The organism is Variovorax sp. 01T432 (assembly GCF_056398605.1).
Window position 1 is genome coordinate 1 of sequence record NZ_JBFTPS010000024.1, and the last position, 18,366, is coordinate 18,366.

An 18,366-nucleotide genomic window follows, 5' to 3' on the forward strand; every position below is an offset into this window, starting at 1 on the left:
AGGCCTGACCCCGGGGCATGAAACCGGGGTCACAGTCAAATTCGGCGTTCGATGGCATGAGTTTCTTAGTAGTTCGCCATCAGGCAGGCCTGACCCCGGGGCATGAAACCGGGGYCACAGTCAAATTCGGCGTTCGATGGCATGAGTTTCTTAGTAGGCGCATGATGAACACGCGCCGCCTCTGCATCGCGCTGTCCGGCCTGTTGCTGCTCACGGCATGCGCGACCGCCACGGACCACGTGATCTTCGTCACCAAGACCTCCCTGGGCTTGAACGTGGACAGCACGCCCGCCGGCGCGAGCTTCGCCTATGACCGCGTGGAAGGATTCATCGGCCCGCGCTTCGAGGACGGATCGATACCGCCGGTCGCCGGCTCGCTGTCGACCAACGGCAAGCTCTTCGATCGCGACATCAAACAGGTGTATGCGACCGGCAAGGCGGCCCTGATCGCCACGGGTGCGGTCAAGCCCCGGAACCCCGCCGATGGGGCCGAAGACAAGACGCCTTCGAAGGAGGTCTACAGGACCATGTTCTTCGGCACCAGCACGGTCCTGGGCCTCCAGCTCGGCTTCGCGCCGACCGGCATCGACAACATGGTCCTGGGCTACAAGCGCAAGGAGATCTCGGTGATCCCGATCAGCACCACGGGATTTCCCTCCGTGCTGTCGATGCTGGAGACGGACGTGCCGGCGGCGGCGCGGGCGGATTCGGAACTCGGCCTGTCGCAGTTCTTCGCGACGGGCACGGCGGCCGATCAGCTCGCGGGCCTGCCGGCCGTGCGGCGCGCCTTCGAGGACCGCGTTAAGACCTCGACGCTGGCGCGCTACGACGAGGACGAACACGAGCAGAACCTGCTGACGATCGGCACCCTGGCCTGTCTCGCGCGCGTCGATGACGCCCGGTTGAACGAGGTCTGGACCAGCGCGGACGCCCTGGTCTTTCGCGACGCCCGCGTGCTGGCCCAGCTGCGCGCGAGGGCACCGCGGGACGCGCGCGCCTATTACACGAAGTACCTGGCGATCCCGCGCGCGCGCTCGTCGGAAATGACGGCTTCGCTGCGCAGCCACGAGGGCTTCGTCTGCGGCCTTGCCCCCAATTGAGGAAGGGAGATGCCATGAACGAAACGCAAACCACCAGCGTCCGCTGCGACGACTGCGCCCGGCAGACCAGGCAGCTTCGCACCCTCGGCTTCAAGGTGCTGGATTGCAGCCCGGACCCGGGCGATCCGGGCTTCTGCGTGCTGAGTTTCCAGGATGGCGAGATCGCCGCGCAGGAGGAGACCGAGCCCCGATGCCGAGCGTGCCGCTGGCCGCCCTCGTCGCGATCTCGCCTCAGCCGGCCGCCAGGACGACGAACGGCACCTTGACCGCGACCGAGGTGAAATCGGCGCAGGCGATCGTGAACGTGTTCGAGACCGGCCTGGTGCTCGGTGGCTACGGCCTGGTGACGCTGATCGAAGGCGACACCGGTCATCTGACCTACGGTCGTTCCCAGACGACCCTCAGTTCCGGCAACCTCGCCCTGATGCTGCAGCGCTATTGCGCCGATCCTGGCGCGCGTTTCGGCGCGTGGCTGGCGCAGTACCTGCCGCGCCTGAAGCGGCGCGATCGAACGCTCGACAAGGACCGGAAGCTGCACAACCTGTTGCGCGCCTGCGCCGACGATCCGCTGATGCGCGACACGCAGGATGCCTTCTTCGACGAGGTCTACTGGCGGCCGGCCGTCGAGGCCGCCCACAGGCTGGGCATCGTCTCGCCGCTGGGTGTGGCCGTGGTGTACGACAGTCTGGTGCACGGTTCCTGGGGCCTCATCCGCGACAGAACCATCGCGGCGGTGGGGCGGCCCGGCGCGGCGGGGGAGCAGAGGTGGATCAAGACCTACGTCGCAAACCGAAGACATTGGCTCGCCAGGCATCAGCGCGCCGACATCCGAGCGACGGTCTACCGCATGGACGCATTCCAGGGCCTTGTCGACCAGGGGCTCTGGCGCCTGACGTTGCCGCTTGTCGTTCGCGGCCGCGAGATATCGGAGGCCGCCCTGGCGGGCACGCCCGCCGGTTGCTACGACGGCCCGCAGCCCGGCACGCGCGTGCTGGAACTGTCCTCGCCGCTGGCATGCGGGCGGGACGTCCGCCTGCTTCAGCTGGCGCTGTCGGACCTGGGCGAGAACGTCCTGGCCGACGGCGTCTTCGGCCAGGCCCTGTTCAAGTGCATCAAGAACTACCAGTCCGCGCACGGCCTGCCCCCGACGGGCATTGCCGATCTGGACCTGATCGCGAAGCTGGTCGGCTGAGCCGCGCCTTCGCGCGCTTCTCAATCCGCGCGCGCGGCGAGCAGCGCAAGGACGGCGTCCAGCGGCTGCGTTCCCTTGCGGGTCGCGGCCTGGCCGCCCTCGAAATCGATCCATCCCTCGTTGAAGCCCTCCAGCATCTGGATGCGCGGCGTCGGGTTCTTCATGCCTTGCGCCATGAAGAGTGCCTTCCAGTGGTCGCGCGGCACGGCTTCCATGCGCACCTCGCGGCCCAGCACGCGCGCGAAGCCGGCGGCGAGGTCGTTGGGGGAGAGGCGTCGCGGACCTTCGAGTTCGACGACGCGATGGCCCTGCCAGCTCTCCTGCAGGAGTTCGGCGGCCGTGCGCCCGACGTCCGCGGCGGCGACCATCGGCACCGGCCTGTCCAGCGGCTGGAGAAAGCTCGGGATGACGCCGCGCGCGCGCGCGGGCGCCACGTCCCATGCCGCGTTGTCGATGAACCAGGCCGCGCGCAGATACGTGACCGGCAAGGGAAGCGATGCCAGGCCCTGTTCGAGTATCTGCAATTGCTGCAGCAGATTGGGCCGCGTGGCCTGCGCGCCGATGGTCGAGATGCAGACCACCTTCGGCGGCCTTGCCGCATCGAGGGCTTCGCGCACGGCGGCGACAAGCTGCCGCGCTTCCGGGAAGCCGGGGGAGGGGTCGAAGATCGGCGGAAGGAGGATGAACACGCCCTCGGTGGCGGCGAAGGCCTTCTTCAGGGCCGGCGCGCCTCCCATGTCCGCGAGCGCCACTTCGCAACCTTGCTGCTTCCAGTTCGCGCCATTGGCAGGGTCGCGCACGACGGCGCGAACCTGCTTGCCTGCCTGGCGCAATGTGCGGGCCACGACGCCGCCTACCTGTCCTGTGATGCCTGTGATCGCGTACATGTCTGACTCCTGTCTGATGAATGGGACGGAGTCTGGGCGTTGGCGGGCTATTTCGCGATAGCATGAATGTCATTTGGAAAATGACAAGGGATCATTGACGATGGCCTTCGACGAACGGGTTCTCAACGGAATGAGCGTGATGTCGGCCATCGTCGACAGCGGCAGCTTCGCAGGCGCCGGCGACATCCTGGACATGTCGCAATCGGGCGTCAGCCGCTCGGTCGCGCGGCTCGAGGCCCGTCTGGGCATCCGGCTCTTCGACCGCACGACGCGTTCCGTCACGCTGACGGACGAGGGGCGGCGCCTCTACGAGCAGGTCGTCCCGCTGCTCGCCAGCCTCGAGGAAGCCGCCGCCTCGGCGGGGCAGGGAGCGAAGGCGGTTCGCGGGCGCCTGCGCGTCAATGTCGACCCCTACTTCTCGCGCCAGATCCTCGGGCCGCGCCTGGGCGCCTTCCTCCAGCGCCACCCGGAGGTTCAGCTCGAAGTCGTCACGCGCGACCAACTGGGCGACATGGTCGCGGAGGGCTTCGACCTGGCCGTTCGCTTCGGCCATCCGCGCGCCTCCACCCTGGTGGGCCGCAAGCTGCTCGAAACGCGTATCGTCACCGTGGCCTCTCCCGCGTACGTCAAGCGCCACGGCCGGCCCCGCGTGCCGGCGGATCTCGAAGGCCCCGGCCACGACTGCATCCAGTTCCGCGATCCGGAGACCGGCCGCCCCTTCGCGTGGGAGTTTCATCGCGGGCGCAGGAAGCTGGTGGCCGCGACCGGGGGGCGCCTCACGCTCAGCGACGTCGGCACCTTGCTCAGCGTGTGCCAGGCCGGCGACGGCATCATCCAGATCGGGGCGCTGGGCATCACGCCCTTGCTGGCCGCAGGCAAGCTGGTCGATCTCTTTCCCGACTGGCCGGATGAGCGCTTTCCCCTGTATGCGCTCTATCCCTCGCGCCATCACCCTCCCGCCAAGGTGCGCGCCTTCCTGGACTTCGTCGTGTCGGTCTGCGAGGCCTTCAACCCGCCGGCCTGAAGAAGTGCTCCAACAGGCCCGCCAGCGTCGCCTCGGTGGCCTTGAGCAACTGGCGCTGCCGGTCCATGCTGGCCGCGGAGGCGTCGGCGTAGCGCGCGTACGCGGCCTGCTTCTCCAGCGGCGGCAGCATCAGCGTCAGGCTCTTGAGGTCCTGCTGGTTCAGGCTGGCCTGGCTGATGGCGCGCTTGGTGTTGACGAGGAAGTGGTGCCGGGTCCGGGTCGTCTGCAGCGCCGCGATGACGTAGCGGGGCAGGGCCTTCTCGGTGTCGATGCGCAGCCGCATCATGTTCGACTCGAACACGGTCGGCTCGGGCAGCGCCGGCACGTAGAGGTTCTTGCCCACCAGTTCGGGGCTGTTGACGCGGTTGACGACGATGTCGCCCTCGGCGAGCGCATAGCGCCGCAGCTCGGCCTCGTCGAGGCGCACGCGCTTGATGAAGGCCGGGTCGCGCAGCTCGCCGTCGCGGAAGCTGTCGATGCGCACGATGGGCGTGTCCGAGCCGTAGTCCGTTTGCGGCTTGTAGAGGCCGTTCTGCGGCGTGCCCGCGAGCACGCTGCCGAGCTCGGCGATGGGCCAGCCCTTCGGGTTGGTCAGCGAGTCGCCGAAGACGTCGAAGTAGACCGCGCTGTCCATCCGCATGCTGTTGGCCTGGATGTCGCGCCGCAGTTGCACGCCGCGCTGGGCGCACAGCAGGATGTCCGCGATGCGGCGCTGCGCGTCGATGTCGGGCAGGGGGAGCTTGCGGTCCAGAATCACCGACTCCGACACCGCCGGATAGAGCGCGCCCTTGACCAGCCTGCGCAGGCCTTCGAGGAAGGTGCGGGAGCGCACGAAGAAGTACAGGTACTCCGGCAGCACGCGCGCCGTGGCGCGCAGGACGCAGAAGGCGGTGCTCGCGACTTCGCCGTCGAGCGACTCGGGCACCAGCGCCACCGCATTGAGGTTCGGGCGGACCGTGGAGACCAGCACGTCGCCGGTGCGGATCAGCTTGCGCGCGCGGCTCGGCGCTTCCGCGCCCGGCAGCTTCCGGGCACCGGTCACGGTCTTCAGCTTGTTGTCGACCGCGGTGACGTCGACATAGGTGAAGGGGTCGTCCGGCCAGGCCCTGGGGTTCAGGGTGCCTGTCCTGGCCTCGACCACCTCCCTCAGGGCCACCCATGGCGCGTCCTGGGGAAGGGGGCGCGGGCCCGCGGCGCCGGGCCCTCGGGATGGGCTTGTCTCCGGATGCCTCATGGATCGAGCTCCGAGATCGCGATGCGCAGCGCTTCCATTTCCTTGGAGAACTCCGTCTCGAGCGCCAGCATCTCGTCGAGCAGCTGGCGCGGCGGCCGATGCCCGGCCTGTGCTTCGCTCGTCGGCCGGTAGCGGCTGGCCGAGAGGCTGTAGTCGTTGACGCTCAGCGCGGCCGTGTCGGCGAACCACCACTTCTCGGACCACTCCGCCTGCAGGTCGCGCGAGCGCCATCGCTCCAGCGAGGACTCGCGCCCCGCGTAGGCGCTGGCGAGTTCGGGCAGGTCGTCGGCCTCGATGGGCTTGTCGTGGTTGGCATCGAGCGCATAGCCGTCGTGCTCGGCATGCAGGAACATCACGTTCTCGGTGCTGCGCCCCTTGCGGAAGAAGAGCACCGAGGTCTTGACCGCCGAGTAGGGCTGGAACACGCCCCCGGGCAGGCTCATGACGGCTTCCACCCGGTTGCTCTCCACCAGCTGGCGGCGCAGGGCCCGGTGCGAGGCGGTGGAGCCGAAGAGCACGCCTTCGGGCACCACCACCGCCGCGCGGCCGTCGGGGCGCAGGCTGTCGAGCATGTACTTGAGGAAGAGCAGCTCGGTGCTGCTGGTGGCGCCGACGCGGACCTCGTCCACGATGCGGTCCTTGTCGACCCGGCCCGAGAAGGGCGGGTTCGCCAGCACCACGTCGAAGCCCTCGGGCGGCAGGCCCAGCGCGGCCTTGTGTTGGGCGTCGAGCGCCGTCGTCAGCACGTTGCGCTGCAGGATGCGCACGTTGGACAGGCCGCGCAGCGTGAGGTTCATCGTCGCCAAGCGCACCATCTTCGGATCGACGTCGTTGCCGAAGAAGGTGCCCTGCTGCAAGGTGGCGCGCTGCTCGGGCGTGAGCAGGTCGCCGAAGCCGCGCCGCTGCCGCTTGCCTTCGACCTCGGCCTCGACGATGGCCGCTGGCGAGGAATTGGCGAGCCGCATGTGGTTGTAGGCCGCCACCAGGAAGCCGGCCGTGCCCGCGGCCGGGTCGTAGATGGTCTCGCCGACCTGGGGGTCCACCATGCCGGTGATGCCGCGGATGATGTGGCGCGGCGTGCGGAACTGGCCCAGCTCGCCGGCCTGCTTGATCTGCCGCAGCACGTGCTCGAAGAGGTCGCCCTTCGTGTCGGCGTCGGCCTCGTCCAGCCGCAGGCCGTCGACGAGGCGGATCACCTGCTCGAGCACCGTCGGCTCGTTGATGCCCAGGCGCGCGCCGAGCATGAAGTTGTGCGCCGCCGCCTCGCCGAGTTCGGTGAAGAAGGGGAAGACCTCGTCGCGCACGAAACGCGTCAGCACTTCGCCCTCCATGGCCCGGCTCCAGACCGACCAGCGGAACAGGCTGCGCGGGATGCTGGGGTTGCCGGCCGCCGCCTCCAGCACCTTGCCGCTCGTTCTCGGCATCGATGCCTTCGACGAGATAGAAGAAGAAAAGAAAGGCGAGCTGCTCGGCGTTGCTCACGGGGTCCGGTTAGCCGCCGCCAAAGAGGTAGTCGCGGATCTGGTCGATGGACCGTCGCATGTCAGCGGTCAGGGGCATGGGGCAAGGCGCGTGAATTGCTTGTGATGGTGGATCGCGAGTCTACGGGCCAAATCGGTGCTTCCATCGACCCCGGGTTACAGCCATGGCGCCGTTTTGCCGGCTGTAGGACACTCGTGGCCCGACTCGACAAACACACGCCCCGAAGCGAACAGATCCCCATGACCCAGAACCCGCCTCCACTCGAAGTGCTGCCGCGCGACCTTTCTTCTTACCGCCAGGGCAACACCGGTGTCGACTACGTGCACCGTTTCGAATCCGGCAAGCCGGGGCCGCATGTGCTGATCAATGCGCTGACCCATGGCAACGAGATCTGCGGCATGGTCGCCGCCACCCACCTGCTCGACACCGGCGTGCGTCCGAAGATCGGCACGCTGACGGTGAGCTTCGCGCACATCGAGGCGTACAACGCCTTCGACCCGGAGAAGCCCTTCGACAACCGCCAGATCGTCCACAACCTCAACCGCATCTGGTCCGACGAATGGCTCGACGGCCCCGAGGACAGCCCCGAACTGCGCCGCGCGCGCGAACTGCGCCCGGTGGTGGCCGCGGCCGATCACATCCTCGACATCCACTCGACCAGCCAGGACGTGGTGCCTTTCTGGGTCTACCCCGACTTCGCCCGCAATGCCGACGTGGCGCTGGCGATCGGGCTGCCCGCCGTGCATCTGGTCATGCCCAATGGCCTCGGCTCGGGCACGCCGCTGATCCAGCACGGCCTGCATGCCGGCGCCGATGCGCCGGGCGCGGCGATGGTGGTCGAGTGCGGGCAGCACTTCAAGCGCTCGGCCTCCGATCTGGCGACCGCGGTGACGATGCGTTTCCTCGCGCACTTCGGCCTGGTCGACAAGGATCCGGCAGCCGCCGCACCCCCGGCGCAGCGGCGGTTCCAGCTGCTGGAAACGCACATGGTCAAGTCCGCGGACTTCGCCTTCGTGCGCCCGCTGGTCGGCTTCGAGACCTTCGCCAAGGGCGAGCTGATCGCGACCAACGGCCCGGACGAGATCCGCGCGCCCTGCGACGACTGCACGATCTTCATGCCCACGCGCGCGCCGATCGTCGGGCGCGAAGCGGTGTACCTCACGAGGCCGATATGAGCGGGCGCCGCGCGGCCCCATGGCATGTCTCTTGCGACACGACACGCATGTCGTTCAACTCGAGATCAGCCGTGGGCCTCCGGTCGGAATCCGTGGCGTCCCGATGACCTGGTCGATCCTGGCACGCGATGGCCAGGGGCATCTCGGTGTGGCGATCGCCAGCCGCTTCTTCGCCGTGGGCGCGCTGTGCGTGCACACGCGCAGGGGCGTGGGCGCCCTGGCCACGCAGGCCCTGATGAACCCCTTGTACGGAAGTGCCGGCCTTGCGCTGCTGGAGGCCGGCCACTCCGCGGACGAGGCGGTGAAGACGCTCGTCGGCGGCGACGCGGGCCGCGCCCATCGCCAGCTGCACATGCTGCCGGCCTCGGGCCCGGCGGCGGCTTCCACCGGGGCGTCCTGCATCGACTGGTGCGGCCACCGGGTGTTGGAAGACTTCAGCGTGGCGGGCAACATGCTCGCCGGACCGCAGGTGATCGAGGCGACGGCCCAGGCCTACCTCGAAGCGCAGGGGCTGCCCCTGGCCGAGCGCCTGCTCGCCGCGATGGCCGCGGGTGAAGCCGCGGGCGGCGACAAGCGCGGCAAGCAGGCGGCGGCGCTGCGCATCCATGCGGACGAGGACTACCCCCAGCTCGACATCCGTGTCGACGACCACGAGGAGCCGATCCTCGAGCTGCAACGCCTCCATGCCAAGAGTCTCGAACGCTACCAGCCCTTCATGGCCTGCCTGGCCGGGCGCCACGATGCCGTGGGCCTGACCGACCGCGCCGAGATCGAGGCGCGCATCGAGCGCTTTCACGCCTCCCAACGATAGACGCGGAATCCGAATGACGGCATTGCTCGAGGTGCGCGACTTGCGCACGCATTTCACGACCGACGAGGGCGAGTTCCCGGCCGTCGACGGTGTCAGTTTCTCCGTCGAGGCCGGACGCACGCTCGCGATCGTGGGCGAGTCCGGCTGCGGCAAGAGCGTGACCTCGCTGTCGATCATGGGCCTGGTGCCGAATCCGCCCGGGCGCATCCGCGGCGGCTCCATCCGCTTCGAGGGCCGCGAGCTGGTCGGCGCCCCGAAGCGCGAGATGCAGGACCTGCGCGGCAACGGCATGGCGATGATCTTCCAGGAGCCGATGTCCTCGCTGAACCCGGTGTTCACCATCGGCGAGCAGATCGTCGAAGGCCTCATGCGGCACCGCAGGATCCATCGGGCCGAGGCCCGGGAGCGCGCGCTCGCGATGCTGGGCAAGGTGCGCATTCCGGCGCCCGAGCAGCGCTTTCACGAGCACCCGCACAAGCTCTCGGGCGGCATGCGGCAGCGCGCGATGATCGCGATGGCGCTGGCCTGCGAGCCGCGCCTGCTGATCGCCGACGAGCCGACCACCGCGCTCGACGTGACGATCCAGGCGCAGATCCTCGATCTCATGCGCGAGCTGCAGCGCGAGACGGGCACGGCGATCATCCTGATCACGCACGATCTCGGCGTGGTCGCCGAAGTGGCCGACGAGGTGGTGGTGATGTATGCCGGCCGCGTGGTCGAGCGCGCACCGGTGCGGGCGCTGTTCGACGAGCCGCAGCATCCCTACACCATCGGCCTGCTGGGCTCGATCCCGCGCCTGGACGGCGAGCGCACGCGCCTCGCTTCCATCGAAGGCCAGGTGCCGAGTCCGCTGCGGCGGCCGGCGGGCTGCAGCTTCGCCGAGCGCTGCCCCTTCGCCGACGCGCAATGCCGCGCCGCCGCGCCGGAATTGCGCGAAGTGGGGATGGACCATCTGTCGGCTTGCTGGAAGGCGCCGCTGGATCCGGCGGTGCTGATGGCCGGGCGGGCCGAGGTGGCGTTGGCATGAGCGGTTCAAGTACGCCGTCGCAGGGCCAGCCCTTGCTGCAGGTCGAGGGCCTGGTCAAGCACTTCCCCGTGCGCCGCGGCGTGCTCGGCCGGGTGCGGGGCGCGGTGCGCGCGGTCGACGGCGTCGACCTGCGCATCGACAGCGGCGAGACGCTGGGCGTGGTCGGCGAATCGGGTTGCGGCAAGTCCACGCTCGGGCGCCTGGTGCTGCGGCTGATCGAGCCCACCTCCGGCCGCATCCAGTTGGAAGGCCAGGATCTCGGCGTGCTCGATGCCCCCGCCTTGCGCAGCCGGCGGCGCGCGATGCAGATCATCTTCCAGGACCCCTATGCGTCGCTGAACCCGCGCATGACGGTCGGCCAGACCCTGGCCGAACCGTTGATGCTGCACGGGCTGCACAGGGGCCGCCATGCCGAGCGGGTGGCCGAGCTGCTCCACACCGTGGGCCTGGCGCGCGAGCACGCGCAGCGCTATCCGCACGAGTTCTCCGGCGGGCAGCGCCAGCGCATCGGCATCGCGCGCGCGCTGGCGGTCGAGCCCCGGCTCATCGTGTGCGACGAGGCGGTGTCGGCGCTGGACGTCTCGGTGCAGGCGCAGGTGGTCAACCTGCTGCAGGACCTGCAGCGCCAGTACGGCCTGGCCTACATGTTCATCGCGCACGACCTCGCCGTGGTCAAGCACATCGCCACGCGCATCGCGGTGATGTACCTGGGCCGCATCGTCGAGATCGGCGACAAGCGCAGCCTCTTCGCCGCGCCGCGGCACCCCTACACGCAGGCCTTGCTCTCGGCCATTCCGCTGCCCGAGCCCGGCCTCCAGCGCGAGCGCGTGCTGCTGGCCGGCGACGTGCCCAGCCCCTTGAACCCGCCCGTCGGCTGCCACTTCCATACCCGTTGCCCGCATGCGCGGCCGCTGTGCTCGGAACGCACGCCGGTGCTGGAAGACGCCGGCGGCCAGCAGGTGGCCTGCTATTTCTGGCGCGAGATTCCCTCGCCCGCCGTGTTGCCCGCGCGTGCCGCGCGCACGACGACGCAGATGCGCCTGGAGCGGCTGCAGTCCGCCTTCGTCGCCCCCTTTGTGACCCCCCTGGAGATCCGCTCATGAAAATCACCACCCGACGTTTCTGGCCCGCGCTGCTGCTCGCGCTCGCGCCGCTGATGGTCCAGGCCCAGACGCTGCGCGTCGGCCTGGCCGAAGACCCCGACGTGCTCGACCCGACGCTGGCGCGCACCTTCGTCGGCCGCATCGTCTTCAGCGCGCTGTGCGACAAGCTGCTCGATGTCGACGAGAAGCTCAACATCGTGCCGCAGCTCGCCACCTCCTACCAATGGTCGGCCGACAACAAGTCGCTGACGATGAAGCTGCGCCAGGGCGTCACCTTCCACGACGGCGAGAAGTTCGACGCGGCGGCGGTCAAGTTCAACATCGAACGCCACAAGAACATGCCCGGCTCCAACCGCCGCGGCGAGCTCGCGCCCGTCACCAGCGTCGACGTGGTCGACCCGGCCACCGTGCGCCTGAATCTCTCGGCGCCGTTCTCGCCGCTGCTCGCGCAGCTGGCCGATCGCGCCGGCATGATGGTGTCGCCGAAGGCCGCGCAGGCCGAGGGCGACAAGTTCGGCGCCCGGCCGGTGTGCTCCGGCCCCTTCAAGTTCGGCGAGCGCGTCGCGCAGGACCGCATCGTGCTGGAGCGCTATGCGCAGTACTGGAACAAGGATGCGATCCACTTCGACAAGCTCATCTACACGCCCATCCCCGACGCCACCGTGCGCCTGGCCAACCTGCGCGCCGGCCAGCTCGACTTCATCGAGCGCGTGGCGCCGAGCGACATGGCAAAGATCGTGTCGGAGAAGAAGCTCAAGATCTCGCGCATCACCGAGATCGGCTACCAGGGCCTGACCATCAACGTCGGCAAGAGCGAGCAGGCGAAGAAGACGGCGCTCGGGCGCGACCCGCGCGTGCGCGAGGCGCTCGAACTCTCGCTCGACCGGCAAGGCCTGGCCCAGGTGGTGATGGACGGCGAAGCGGCCGTCGGCAACCAGTGGGTCGCGCCGAACAACAGCTACTACGCGAAGAACGTGCCGGTGCCCAAGCGCGACGTCGCCCGCGCCAAGGCCCTGTTGAAGGAGGCCGGCGAGCCCAACCCCAGCTTCACGCTGGTGACGCCGACCACCTCGGACGCGCAGCGGCTGGCGCTGGTCGTGCAGGCCATGGCGCGCGAAGCCGGCTTCGACGTCAAGATCCTGTCGACCGAGTTCGCGACCTCGCTGAACATGGCCGACAAGGGCGATTTCGAGGCCTACCTGCTGGCCTGGAGCGGCCGGGCCGACCCGGACGGCAACCTCTTCAGCTTCGACGCCTGCAGGCAGCCGCTGAACTACGCGGGCTATTGCGATGCCGAGACCGACAAGTTGCTGAACCAGTCGCGCGAACTGCGCGAGCCGGCCGAGCGCAGGAAGGTCTACGAGCAGATCGCCGCGCGCGTGCTGAAGGAGCGCCCGATCATCTATCTCTACCACCGCAACTGGCTGTGGGCCTATTCGCCCAAGCTGAGCGGCGTCAGCAATGTGCCCGACGGCCTGCTGCGCGTGAGCGGCCTGAAGATGGCGCCCTGAACCAGAGATGTTCGAGTACCTCGTCAAGCGCCTGGTCACCCTGGTGCCGACACTGATCTTCGTGTCGATGCTGATCTTCGGGCTGCAGCAACTGCTGCCCGGCGATCCGGCGAAGATCCTTGCCGGCGAGGAACAGGACCCGACGGTCATCGCCTACCTGCACACCAAGCTGCACCTCGACGAGCCGCTGCCGCTGCGCTATGCGTACTGGGTGGGCGGCGTGCTGCGCGGCGACCTCGGCGAATCGGTGCGCACGCAGCAGCCGGTGCTGGATCTGGTACTGCAGAAGCTGCCCGTCACGCTCGAACTCGCGCTGCTGGCCTTCGCCATCGCGCTGCTCATTGGCATTCCCTCGGGCATCGTCTCGGCCGTCGGCCGCGGCACACCCTGGGACTATGCGGCCAACGTGTTCGCGCTGTGGGGGCTGTCGACGCCCAATTTCTGGCTCGGCATCCTCATGATCCTGCTGTTCTCGGTGCAGCTCGGATGGCTGCCGGCCTCGGGCTATGTCAGCCCCTTCGAGGACCTGGGCGCCAACCTGGCCGCGATGATCATGCCGGCCTTCGTTCTGGGCAACGCCATCGCCGCGGTGCTGATGCGCCACACGCGCAGCGCGATGCTGCAGGTGCTGTCGGCCGACTATGTGCGCACCGCGCGCGCCAAGGGCCTGAGCGAGCGCACGGTGGTGCTCAAGCATGCGCTGCGCAATGCGCTCACGCCCATCATCACGCTCGGCGCGCTGGAGCTCGGCACGCTGCTGTCGGGCGCGGTGCTCACCGAGCAGGTGTTCACCATTCCGGGCTTCGGCAAGCTCATCGTCGACTCGGTCTTCAACCGCGACTATTCGGTGGTGCAGGGTGTCGTGCTGGTCACGGCCAGTGCGTACATCCTGCTCAATCTCCTGGCCGACCTGGCCTACTTCCTCGTCAATCCGCGGCTGAGGCGCTGAGACCATGTCCGCTGTTCTTCCCGTTTCCGCAAGCACGCAGGGCGCGCCCCCCGGCGAGGCCGGGCCCTGGCGCCGCGCATGGCGCCGGCTGCGCCGCCGGCGCGGCGCGCTGCTGGGGCTTGCCGTCGTTCTCATCTTCGTCGCGCTGGCCCTCTTCGCGCCGTGGATCGCGCCGCAGGACCCGATCGCCACCAGCTGGGGCGCGATCCGCAAGGCGCCCAGCGCCGAGCACTGGTTCGGCACCGACGAGATCGGTCGCGATGTGCTGTCGCGCGTGATCTGGGGCACGCGAGCTTCGCTGCTGGCTGGCGTGGTGTCGGTGTCGATCTCGCTGATGCTGGGCGTGCCGATCGGGCTGGCGGCGGGCTTTCTGGGCGGCTTCGTCGACGGGCTGATCTCGCGCGTCACCGATGCCTTCCTGGCCTGTCCCTTCCTGATCCTGGCGATCGCGCTGGCGGCCTTCCTGGGGCCCAGCCTGACCAACGCGATGATCGCCATCGGTGTCTCGGCCACGCCCATCTTCGTGCGGCTGACGCGCGCGCAGGTGCTGAACGTGAAGGTCGAGGATTACATCGAGGCGGCGCGGGCGGTGGGCAATTCGCCGCTGCGCATCGCGCTGCGGCATGTGCTGCCCAACATCACGGCGCCACTGATCGTGCAGTCCACGCTGGCGATCGCCGCCGCCGTCATCGCGGAGGCGAGCCTGTCCTTCCTGGGCCTCGGCCAGCAGCCGCCGACGCCCAGCTGGGGCAGCATGCTCAACACGGCGAAGAACTTCATCGACAACGCGCCCTGGATGGCGATCTGGCCGGGCGCGTCGATCTTCCTGCTGGTGCTGTCCTTCAACCTGCTGGGGGATGGCTTGCGCGACGCGCTGGATCCGCGGCAGCGCTAGGGGGACGGCTTGCCGGTCCCGGGGGCGGGCGAAGGGCCGGCCGGCCTTCGGATTCCCGGCATTCGCTTCCGCATGGCGCGCGCGGACGGACGTGCGGGCGCGCAGCATCGGTGCTGCCAGGGCGAGGCCATTCGGGCGGCCCTTTCCACGTCAGGCAGCCCGCTCGGGCATGCCATCGCAGCACCCAACCATGCAGAAGCTCTCTGGCCTCGCGTCTCGTCCGGCGCAAACGGTCTCTCCCGCGGACGCGCCGCGGACCGCTCCTCCCGCGCAGGCGGGCGATGAAGCGCGGGCGCGGCCGGTCCCCGTCGAAGCGCACGTCCGGCAACTGCTCGGGTCGCGCCCCCTTGCAGCGACCCGCTCGCCATTCGCGCTGAGGGGGCGGGCTTCGGATGAGTTGATCGTCGAGAGAACGGCCCTGGCGTTGACGGGGCTCGCGAATCTGGCCGATGGGAACCGGGCCCGCCGTCGCGATCCGCCGCTCGCTGATCGGGACTACCTGCACATTGCCGTCACGCACGCGATACCGCAGGCGGTCCTGAAGGCGATGATCAATCCCCTCGGTGATCTGGAGCCCGAGGGCGCCGCCTTCATGCGGACGCGGGAACTTCCAGCTTCTCTGAAGTGGTAGGCGCCGGGCCGCGGCCGGGCCCGCGAGGCGGCTCAGGCGTCCAGGAAAAGCGCCGGGTCCACCATCGCGCGGTTCAGGCTGATGGACCAGTGCAGGTGCGGGCCTGTCACGCGGCCCGTGGCACCGACGGCGCCCAGGCGCTGGCCGGTCTGCAGAAGGTCGCCGGGCCTGGCGTCGATGACGCTCAGGTGGCACATCATGCTCAGCAGCCCGCCGCCATGGTCGAGCCAGACGGTGTTGCCGTTGAAGAAGTAGTCGCCGATGTCGATCACCCGCCCGGGCAGCGGCGCGCGCACCGGCGTGCCAGTGCCGGCCGCGATGTCCATACCGCTGTGCGGGCTGCGGGCCTGGCCGTTGAACACGCGGCGCAGACCGAAGGAACTTGAGCGCCGCCCCGGCACGGGCGCGGCCATGCGCAAGTTGGCCGGCAGCGGCTCGGTGAAGGTCGCGATCACCGTTGCCTGGTGCGCGCGCTCCCGTTCGTAGCGGGCCAGGTTCTCGGGCGAGAGGTCGACCGTGCGCGGCGCCACGCTCAGGCGCTGCTCGCGATATTGCTTGGGTGCCACCATGTACGGTAACTGCCGCTGGCCGCCTTGGGCCGTTCGCACGGAGATGCCGGCCTCGCCGGGGGCGGCCGCGAGCGGAATGCCGACCAGCGCCGTCCATTCGATCGCGTCACCCAGCACCAGCAGCGGCACATCGCCCGCGTGCGCCACGGGTCGCGTTGCCGCCGGGCCCAATGACAGTCGGGCGACGCCGCCCGGCACCTGGGAGGCATGCGGCCACGCGTCGGGCGTTCGTGGCGTCGGGGCCGCGCTCGCGCGCATCGCGGGCCACGCCAGCAGGCCCAGGGTGGTCAGGAGGGCGCAGCGGCGGCTGGGTGCGCGTGGGGGGAAGTCGCGGTGCGGAGTGGGCATGAGGAAGATTGGAAAAAAGGATCGCGCGTCGCCGTGGCCCTGGAGGCATCGACCATCTTCAGGTACTTCGGGACGTTGAGAGCGCCCGGGAAACCGCCATCGCCCCCCGGCAGCCGCCGTTGTGGATCATTTCCCCCAGCTGTCCCTCATCCCCGCCGCGCGGTTGAACACGCGCATTCCACCGGTGGCCGCATGGGAATCGGGCACGAAGTAGCCGTGCCGCTCGAACTGGAAGGGAACGCCGTTACCCGCCTCGGCCAGCGAGGGCTCGACATAGGCCGTGGTCGTGAGCAGGCTCTGGCCATTGAGCTCCTCGAGCAACTCGCCGGCGCCGGGCTGCGCCGCGGCGAACAGCCGCTCGTAGAGCCGGACTTCGGCCTGCAGCGCATCGGCCGCCGCCACCCAGGTGATGGTGCCCTTGACCTTGATTGCATCCGCGCCCGGCGTGCCGCTCTTGGTGTCCGGCACCAGCCTGGCCTGGACCTCGACCAGCCTGCCCTGCGCATCCTTGGTGCCGCCGATGCACTCGATGACGTGGCCGTACTTGAGCCGCACCTTGTTGCCGGGAAAGAGCCGGAAGAAGCCCTTCGGCTGCACTTCCTCGAAGTCGGTGCGCTCGATCCAGACCTCGCGGCCCAGCTTGAAAGCGCGGCGGCCCATCTCGGGATGATGCGGATGCACGGGGGCGGCGCACTCGTCGAGCACATCGTCGCCGCCCATCAGCTCGGCCCAGTTCGTGATGACCAGCTTCACCGGGTCCAGCACCGCCATCGCGCGTGGCGCGATCGGGTCGAGCGTGTCGCGCAAGGCGGCCTCGAGGCTCGCGTAGTCGATCCAGCCGCCGGACTTGGTGACGCCGGAACGCTCGCAGAACAGCTTGAGCGCCTCGGGCGTGTACCCACGGCGCCGCAGGCCGGCGAGGGTGGGCATGCGCGGGTCGTCCCAGCCGTCGACGTGACCTTCCTCGACCAGCTGCCGCAGCTTGCGCTTGCTGGTGATGATGTGGGTGACGTTCAGGCGCGCGAATTCGTACTGGCGCGGGTGCGGGCTGGCGACCAGGCCGCCTTCGGCCAGGCGGTCCAGCAGCCAGTCGTAGAACGGACGCTGGTCCTCGAATTCCAGCGTGCAGATGCTGTGCGTGATCTCTTCCAGCGCATCCTCGATCGGGTGCGCGAAGGTGTACATCGGGTAGATGCACCACTTGTCGCCGGTGTTGTGGTGCGTCGCGCGGCGGATGCGGTAGAGCGCCGGGTCGCGCATGTTGATGTTCGGGCTCGCCATGTCGATCTTGGCGCGCAGCACGGCGGCGCCGTCTTCGAGCTTGCCGTCTCGCATGGCGCGGAAGCGCGCCAGGTTTTCCTGCGGGATGCGGGTGCGGTAGGGGCTGTCGGTGCCGGGGGTGTTGAAGTCGCCCCGGTTGATGCGGATTTCCTCGGCGCTCTGCTCGTCGACGTAGGCCAGGTCGGCCTCGATCAGGTACTCGGCGGCGCGGTACATGAAGTCGAAGTAGTTGCTCGCGAAGTACACGTGCTCGTTGGGCGCGCCGGGCTCGGCCGGGTTGTCGGCCAGCACCGAGTCGTAGCCCATCCATTTCACGGCGTCGCGGATGGCATCGACGTATTCCTGCTCTTCCTTCTCGGGATTGGTGTCGTCGAAGCGCAGGTGGCAGACGCCGCCGTATTCCCTGGCGAGCTCGAAATTGAGCCAGATGCTCTTGGCATGGCCGATGTGCAGGTAGCCGTTGGGCTCCGGCGGGAAGCGCATGCGGACCTTCGCCGGGTCCTGCATGCCCTTGGCGTGATGTCTGGCATCGCCCGGCGTGCCGCCCCACTTACGCTGTGAATAGGTGCCTTGGGCGAGGTCGCCTTCGATCACGTGGCGGAGAAAATTGCCAGGCTTGGCGGTGTCGTTGTCTGCAGGGGAAGTCATCTGTTCATTCTAGGTGGCACCCCGTGGAGTTACTTTCTGCAACGCTCTTCACAGAGGAAGGTGCACCGCCTTGACATCAGCCGCGTTCAATAGAGGCATCGGTGGTCAACACCGTATACAACAGGAGTTCTAACCATGAGCGTCACACGTTCCACATTCTTCAAATGGGCCGCCGCCGCGGCCGTCGCAGCGGGTGCGCTCTTCGCCGCATCGTCGGCCAGCGCCCGCGTGGACGTGGGTGTCGGCATCAATGTGCCGGGCGTCGCGATCGGCATCGGCGCGCCGCCGGTCTACTACAACCCGCCGCCCGTCTACTATGCCCCGCCGCCGGTGTATTACCGTCCGGCCCCCGTGTATTACGCACCGCCGCCGGTGTACTACGGTCCCGGCTACGGCTACTACCGCCCGGGCCCCGGCTACTACCACGGCTATCGTGGCCATGGTCATGGTCACTGGCGTTGAGCCGGACAGCCGGTTTCGATAAACGATCCCCTGCTGT

At 68.8% G+C, this 18,366-nt stretch carries 19 protein-coding genes; 14 read left to right on the forward strand and 5 right to left on the reverse strand.

What is annotated here, in order from left to right:
- Positions 1 to 164: 164 nt before the first annotated feature.
- The 3 genes from AC1DNF_RS18660 to AC1DNF_RS18670 are packed head-to-tail and all read left to right on the forward strand — an operon-like array spanning position 165 to position 2,292.
- Positions 165 to 1,100, forward strand: a complete 936-nt coding sequence (locus AC1DNF_RS18660) for a hypothetical protein (protein ID WP_478150100.1) — start codon at positions 165 to 167, stop codon at positions 1,098 to 1,100.
- Positions 1,101 to 1,114: 14 nt separating this feature from the next.
- The gene (locus AC1DNF_RS18665) at positions 1,115 to 1,366 is read left to right on the forward strand and encodes a hypothetical protein (protein ID WP_478150101.1); all 252 of its coding nucleotides are present in this window, start codon (positions 1,115 to 1,117) and stop codon (positions 1,364 to 1,366) included.
- Positions 1,363 to 2,292 (forward strand): chitosanase, encoded by a 930-nt coding sequence (locus tag AC1DNF_RS18670; protein WP_478150102.1) that lies wholly within the window; start codon positions 1,363 to 1,365, stop codon positions 2,290 to 2,292. The genes AC1DNF_RS18665 and AC1DNF_RS18670 overlap by 4 nt, the downstream gene beginning before the upstream one ends.
- A gap of 20 nt (positions 2,293 to 2,312) precedes the next feature.
- On the opposite strand, the gene AC1DNF_RS18675 is transcribed toward AC1DNF_RS18670, so the two are convergent.
- Positions 2,313 to 3,179, reverse strand: a complete 867-nt coding sequence (locus AC1DNF_RS18675) for an NmrA family NAD(P)-binding protein (RefSeq protein ID WP_478150103.1) — start codon at positions 3,177 to 3,179, stop codon at positions 2,313 to 2,315.
- Positions 3,180 to 3,279: 100 nt separating this feature from the next.
- Between AC1DNF_RS18675 and AC1DNF_RS18680 the strand changes: the two genes are divergently transcribed.
- Positions 3,280 to 4,203 (forward strand): LysR family transcriptional regulator, encoded by a 924-nt coding sequence (locus tag AC1DNF_RS18680; protein ID WP_478150104.1) that lies wholly within the window; start codon positions 3,280 to 3,282, stop codon positions 4,201 to 4,203.
- Here the strand turns inward: AC1DNF_RS18680 and AC1DNF_RS18685 are convergent.
- The gene (locus tag AC1DNF_RS18685; RefSeq protein WP_478150105.1) at positions 4,187 to 5,359 is read right to left on the reverse strand and encodes a restriction endonuclease subunit S; all 1,173 of its coding nucleotides are present in this window, start codon (positions 5,357 to 5,359) and stop codon (positions 4,187 to 4,189) included. The two genes, AC1DNF_RS18680 and AC1DNF_RS18685, sit on opposite strands and share 17 nt — an antisense overlap.
- A 74-nt stretch (positions 5,360 to 5,433) precedes the next feature.
- Complete coding sequence (locus AC1DNF_RS18690) at positions 5,434 to 6,861, reverse strand: HsdM family class I SAM-dependent methyltransferase (protein WP_478150106.1); 1,428 nt, start codon at positions 6,859 to 6,861, stop codon at positions 5,434 to 5,436.
- On the opposite strand from AC1DNF_RS18690, the gene AC1DNF_RS18695 reads away from it, so the two are divergent.
- The 9 genes from AC1DNF_RS18695 to AC1DNF_RS18735 all read left to right on the forward strand — a co-directional run bounded on the left by AC1DNF_RS18695 (position 6,842) and on the right by AC1DNF_RS18735 (position 15,021).
- Positions 6,842 to 7,024, forward strand: coding sequence for a hypothetical protein (locus tag AC1DNF_RS18695; RefSeq protein WP_478150107.1), 183 nt, complete (start codon positions 6,842 to 6,844; stop codon positions 7,022 to 7,024). The two genes, AC1DNF_RS18690 and AC1DNF_RS18695, sit on opposite strands and share 20 nt — an antisense overlap.
- A gap of 134 nt (positions 7,025 to 7,158) precedes the next feature.
- The gene (locus AC1DNF_RS18700) at positions 7,159 to 8,094 is read left to right on the forward strand and encodes a M14 family metallopeptidase (protein WP_478150108.1); all 936 of its coding nucleotides are present in this window, start codon (positions 7,159 to 7,161) and stop codon (positions 8,092 to 8,094) included.
- A gap of 103 nt (positions 8,095 to 8,197) precedes the next feature.
- Positions 8,198 to 8,905: a DUF1028 domain-containing protein gene (locus AC1DNF_RS18705; RefSeq protein WP_478150109.1), complete on the forward strand. Its 708-nt coding sequence runs from the start codon at positions 8,198 to 8,200 to the stop codon at positions 8,903 to 8,905.
- 13 nt (positions 8,906 to 8,918) lie between these two features.
- A complete protein-coding gene (locus tag AC1DNF_RS18710) occupies positions 8,919 to 9,932 on the forward strand; it encodes an ABC transporter ATP-binding protein (RefSeq protein ID WP_478150110.1) in 1,014 nt (337 codons plus the stop codon).
- Complete coding sequence (locus tag AC1DNF_RS18715) at positions 9,929 to 11,035, forward strand: ABC transporter ATP-binding protein (protein WP_478150111.1); 1,107 nt, start codon at positions 9,929 to 9,931, stop codon at positions 11,033 to 11,035. Before AC1DNF_RS18710 ends, AC1DNF_RS18715 begins: the two co-directional genes overlap by 4 nt.
- Positions 11,032 to 12,546, forward strand: coding sequence for an ABC transporter substrate-binding protein (locus AC1DNF_RS18720; protein WP_478150112.1), 1,515 nt, complete (start codon positions 11,032 to 11,034; stop codon positions 12,544 to 12,546). Before AC1DNF_RS18715 ends, AC1DNF_RS18720 begins: the two co-directional genes overlap by 4 nt.
- Positions 12,547 to 12,553: 7 nt before the next feature.
- Positions 12,554 to 13,495, forward strand: coding sequence for an ABC transporter permease (locus AC1DNF_RS18725; protein WP_478150113.1), 942 nt, complete (start codon positions 12,554 to 12,556; stop codon positions 13,493 to 13,495).
- Positions 13,496 to 13,499: 4 nt separating this feature from the next.
- Positions 13,500 to 14,390, forward strand: coding sequence for an ABC transporter permease (locus AC1DNF_RS18730; protein WP_478150114.1), 891 nt, complete (start codon positions 13,500 to 13,502; stop codon positions 14,388 to 14,390).
- A 190-nt stretch (positions 14,391 to 14,580) separates the two neighbouring features.
- Positions 14,581 to 15,021 carry a hypothetical protein gene (locus tag AC1DNF_RS18735; RefSeq protein ID WP_478150115.1) on the forward strand — a complete coding sequence of 147 codons (441 nt, stop codon included), beginning with the start codon at positions 14,581 to 14,583 and terminating at the stop codon, positions 15,019 to 15,021.
- Between the two features lie 32 nt (positions 15,022 to 15,053).
- Here the strand turns inward: AC1DNF_RS18735 and AC1DNF_RS18740 are convergent, their stop codons facing one another.
- Together AC1DNF_RS18740 and AC1DNF_RS18745 are read right to left on the reverse strand one after the other, a co-directional pair.
- Positions 15,054 to 15,938 carry a peptidoglycan DD-metalloendopeptidase family protein gene (locus AC1DNF_RS18740; RefSeq protein ID WP_478150116.1) on the reverse strand — a complete coding sequence of 295 codons (885 nt, stop codon included), beginning with the start codon at positions 15,936 to 15,938 and terminating at the stop codon, positions 15,054 to 15,056.
- 126 nt (positions 15,939 to 16,064) lie between these two features.
- Positions 16,065 to 17,867, reverse strand: coding sequence for a glutamine--tRNA ligase/YqeY domain fusion protein (locus tag AC1DNF_RS18745; protein ID WP_478150117.1), 1,803 nt, complete (start codon positions 17,865 to 17,867; stop codon positions 16,065 to 16,067).
- A gap of 135 nt (positions 17,868 to 18,002) precedes the next feature.
- On the opposite strand from AC1DNF_RS18745, the gene AC1DNF_RS18750 reads away from it, so the two are divergent.
- Positions 18,003 to 18,329, forward strand: a complete 327-nt coding sequence (locus AC1DNF_RS18750) for a hypothetical protein (protein WP_478150118.1) — start codon at positions 18,003 to 18,005, stop codon at positions 18,327 to 18,329.
- Positions 18,330 to 18,366: the final 37 nt, after the last annotated feature.

Coding starts and splice junctions, on each gene's coding strand:
- AC1DNF_RS18660 (WP_478150100.1), top strand. CDS start 165: ATGAACACGCGCCGCCTCTGCATCGCGCTGTCCGGCCTGTTGCTGCTC.
- AC1DNF_RS18665 (WP_478150101.1), top strand. CDS start 1,115: ATGAACGAAACGCAAACCACCAGCGTCCGCTGCGACGACTGCGCCCGG.
- AC1DNF_RS18675 (WP_478150103.1), bottom strand. CDS start 3,179: ATGTACGCGATCACAGGCATCACAGGACAGGTAGGCGGCGTCGTGGCC.
- AC1DNF_RS18680 (WP_478150104.1), top strand. CDS start 3,280: ATGGCCTTCGACGAACGGGTTCTCAACGGAATGAGCGTGATGTCGGCC.
- AC1DNF_RS18690 (WP_478150106.1), bottom strand. CDS start 6,861: ATGCCGAGAACGAGCGGCAAGGTGCTGGAGGCGGCGGCCGGCAACCCC.
- AC1DNF_RS18700 (WP_478150108.1), top strand. CDS start 7,159: ATGACCCAGAACCCGCCTCCACTCGAAGTGCTGCCGCGCGACCTTTCT.
- AC1DNF_RS18705 (WP_478150109.1), top strand. CDS start 8,198: ATGACCTGGTCGATCCTGGCACGCGATGGCCAGGGGCATCTCGGTGTG.
- AC1DNF_RS18710 (WP_478150110.1), top strand. CDS start 8,919: ATGACGGCATTGCTCGAGGTGCGCGACTTGCGCACGCATTTCACGACC.
- AC1DNF_RS18715 (WP_478150111.1), top strand. CDS start 9,929: ATGAGCGGTTCAAGTACGCCGTCGCAGGGCCAGCCCTTGCTGCAGGTC.
- AC1DNF_RS18720 (WP_478150112.1), top strand. CDS start 11,032: ATGAAAATCACCACCCGACGTTTCTGGCCCGCGCTGCTGCTCGCGCTC.
- AC1DNF_RS18725 (WP_478150113.1), top strand. CDS start 12,554: ATGTTCGAGTACCTCGTCAAGCGCCTGGTCACCCTGGTGCCGACACTG.
- AC1DNF_RS18730 (WP_478150114.1), top strand. CDS start 13,500: ATGTCCGCTGTTCTTCCCGTTTCCGCAAGCACGCAGGGCGCGCCCCCC.
- AC1DNF_RS18735 (WP_478150115.1), top strand. CDS start 14,581: ATGCAGAAGCTCTCTGGCCTCGCGTCTCGTCCGGCGCAAACGGTCTCT.
- AC1DNF_RS18740 (WP_478150116.1), bottom strand. CDS start 15,938: ATGCCCACTCCGCACCGCGACTTCCCCCCACGCGCACCCAGCCGCCGC.
- AC1DNF_RS18745 (WP_478150117.1), bottom strand. CDS start 17,867: ATGACTTCCCCTGCAGACAACGACACCGCCAAGCCTGGCAATTTTCTC.
- AC1DNF_RS18750 (WP_478150118.1), top strand. CDS start 18,003: ATGAGCGTCACACGTTCCACATTCTTCAAATGGGCCGCCGCCGCGGCC.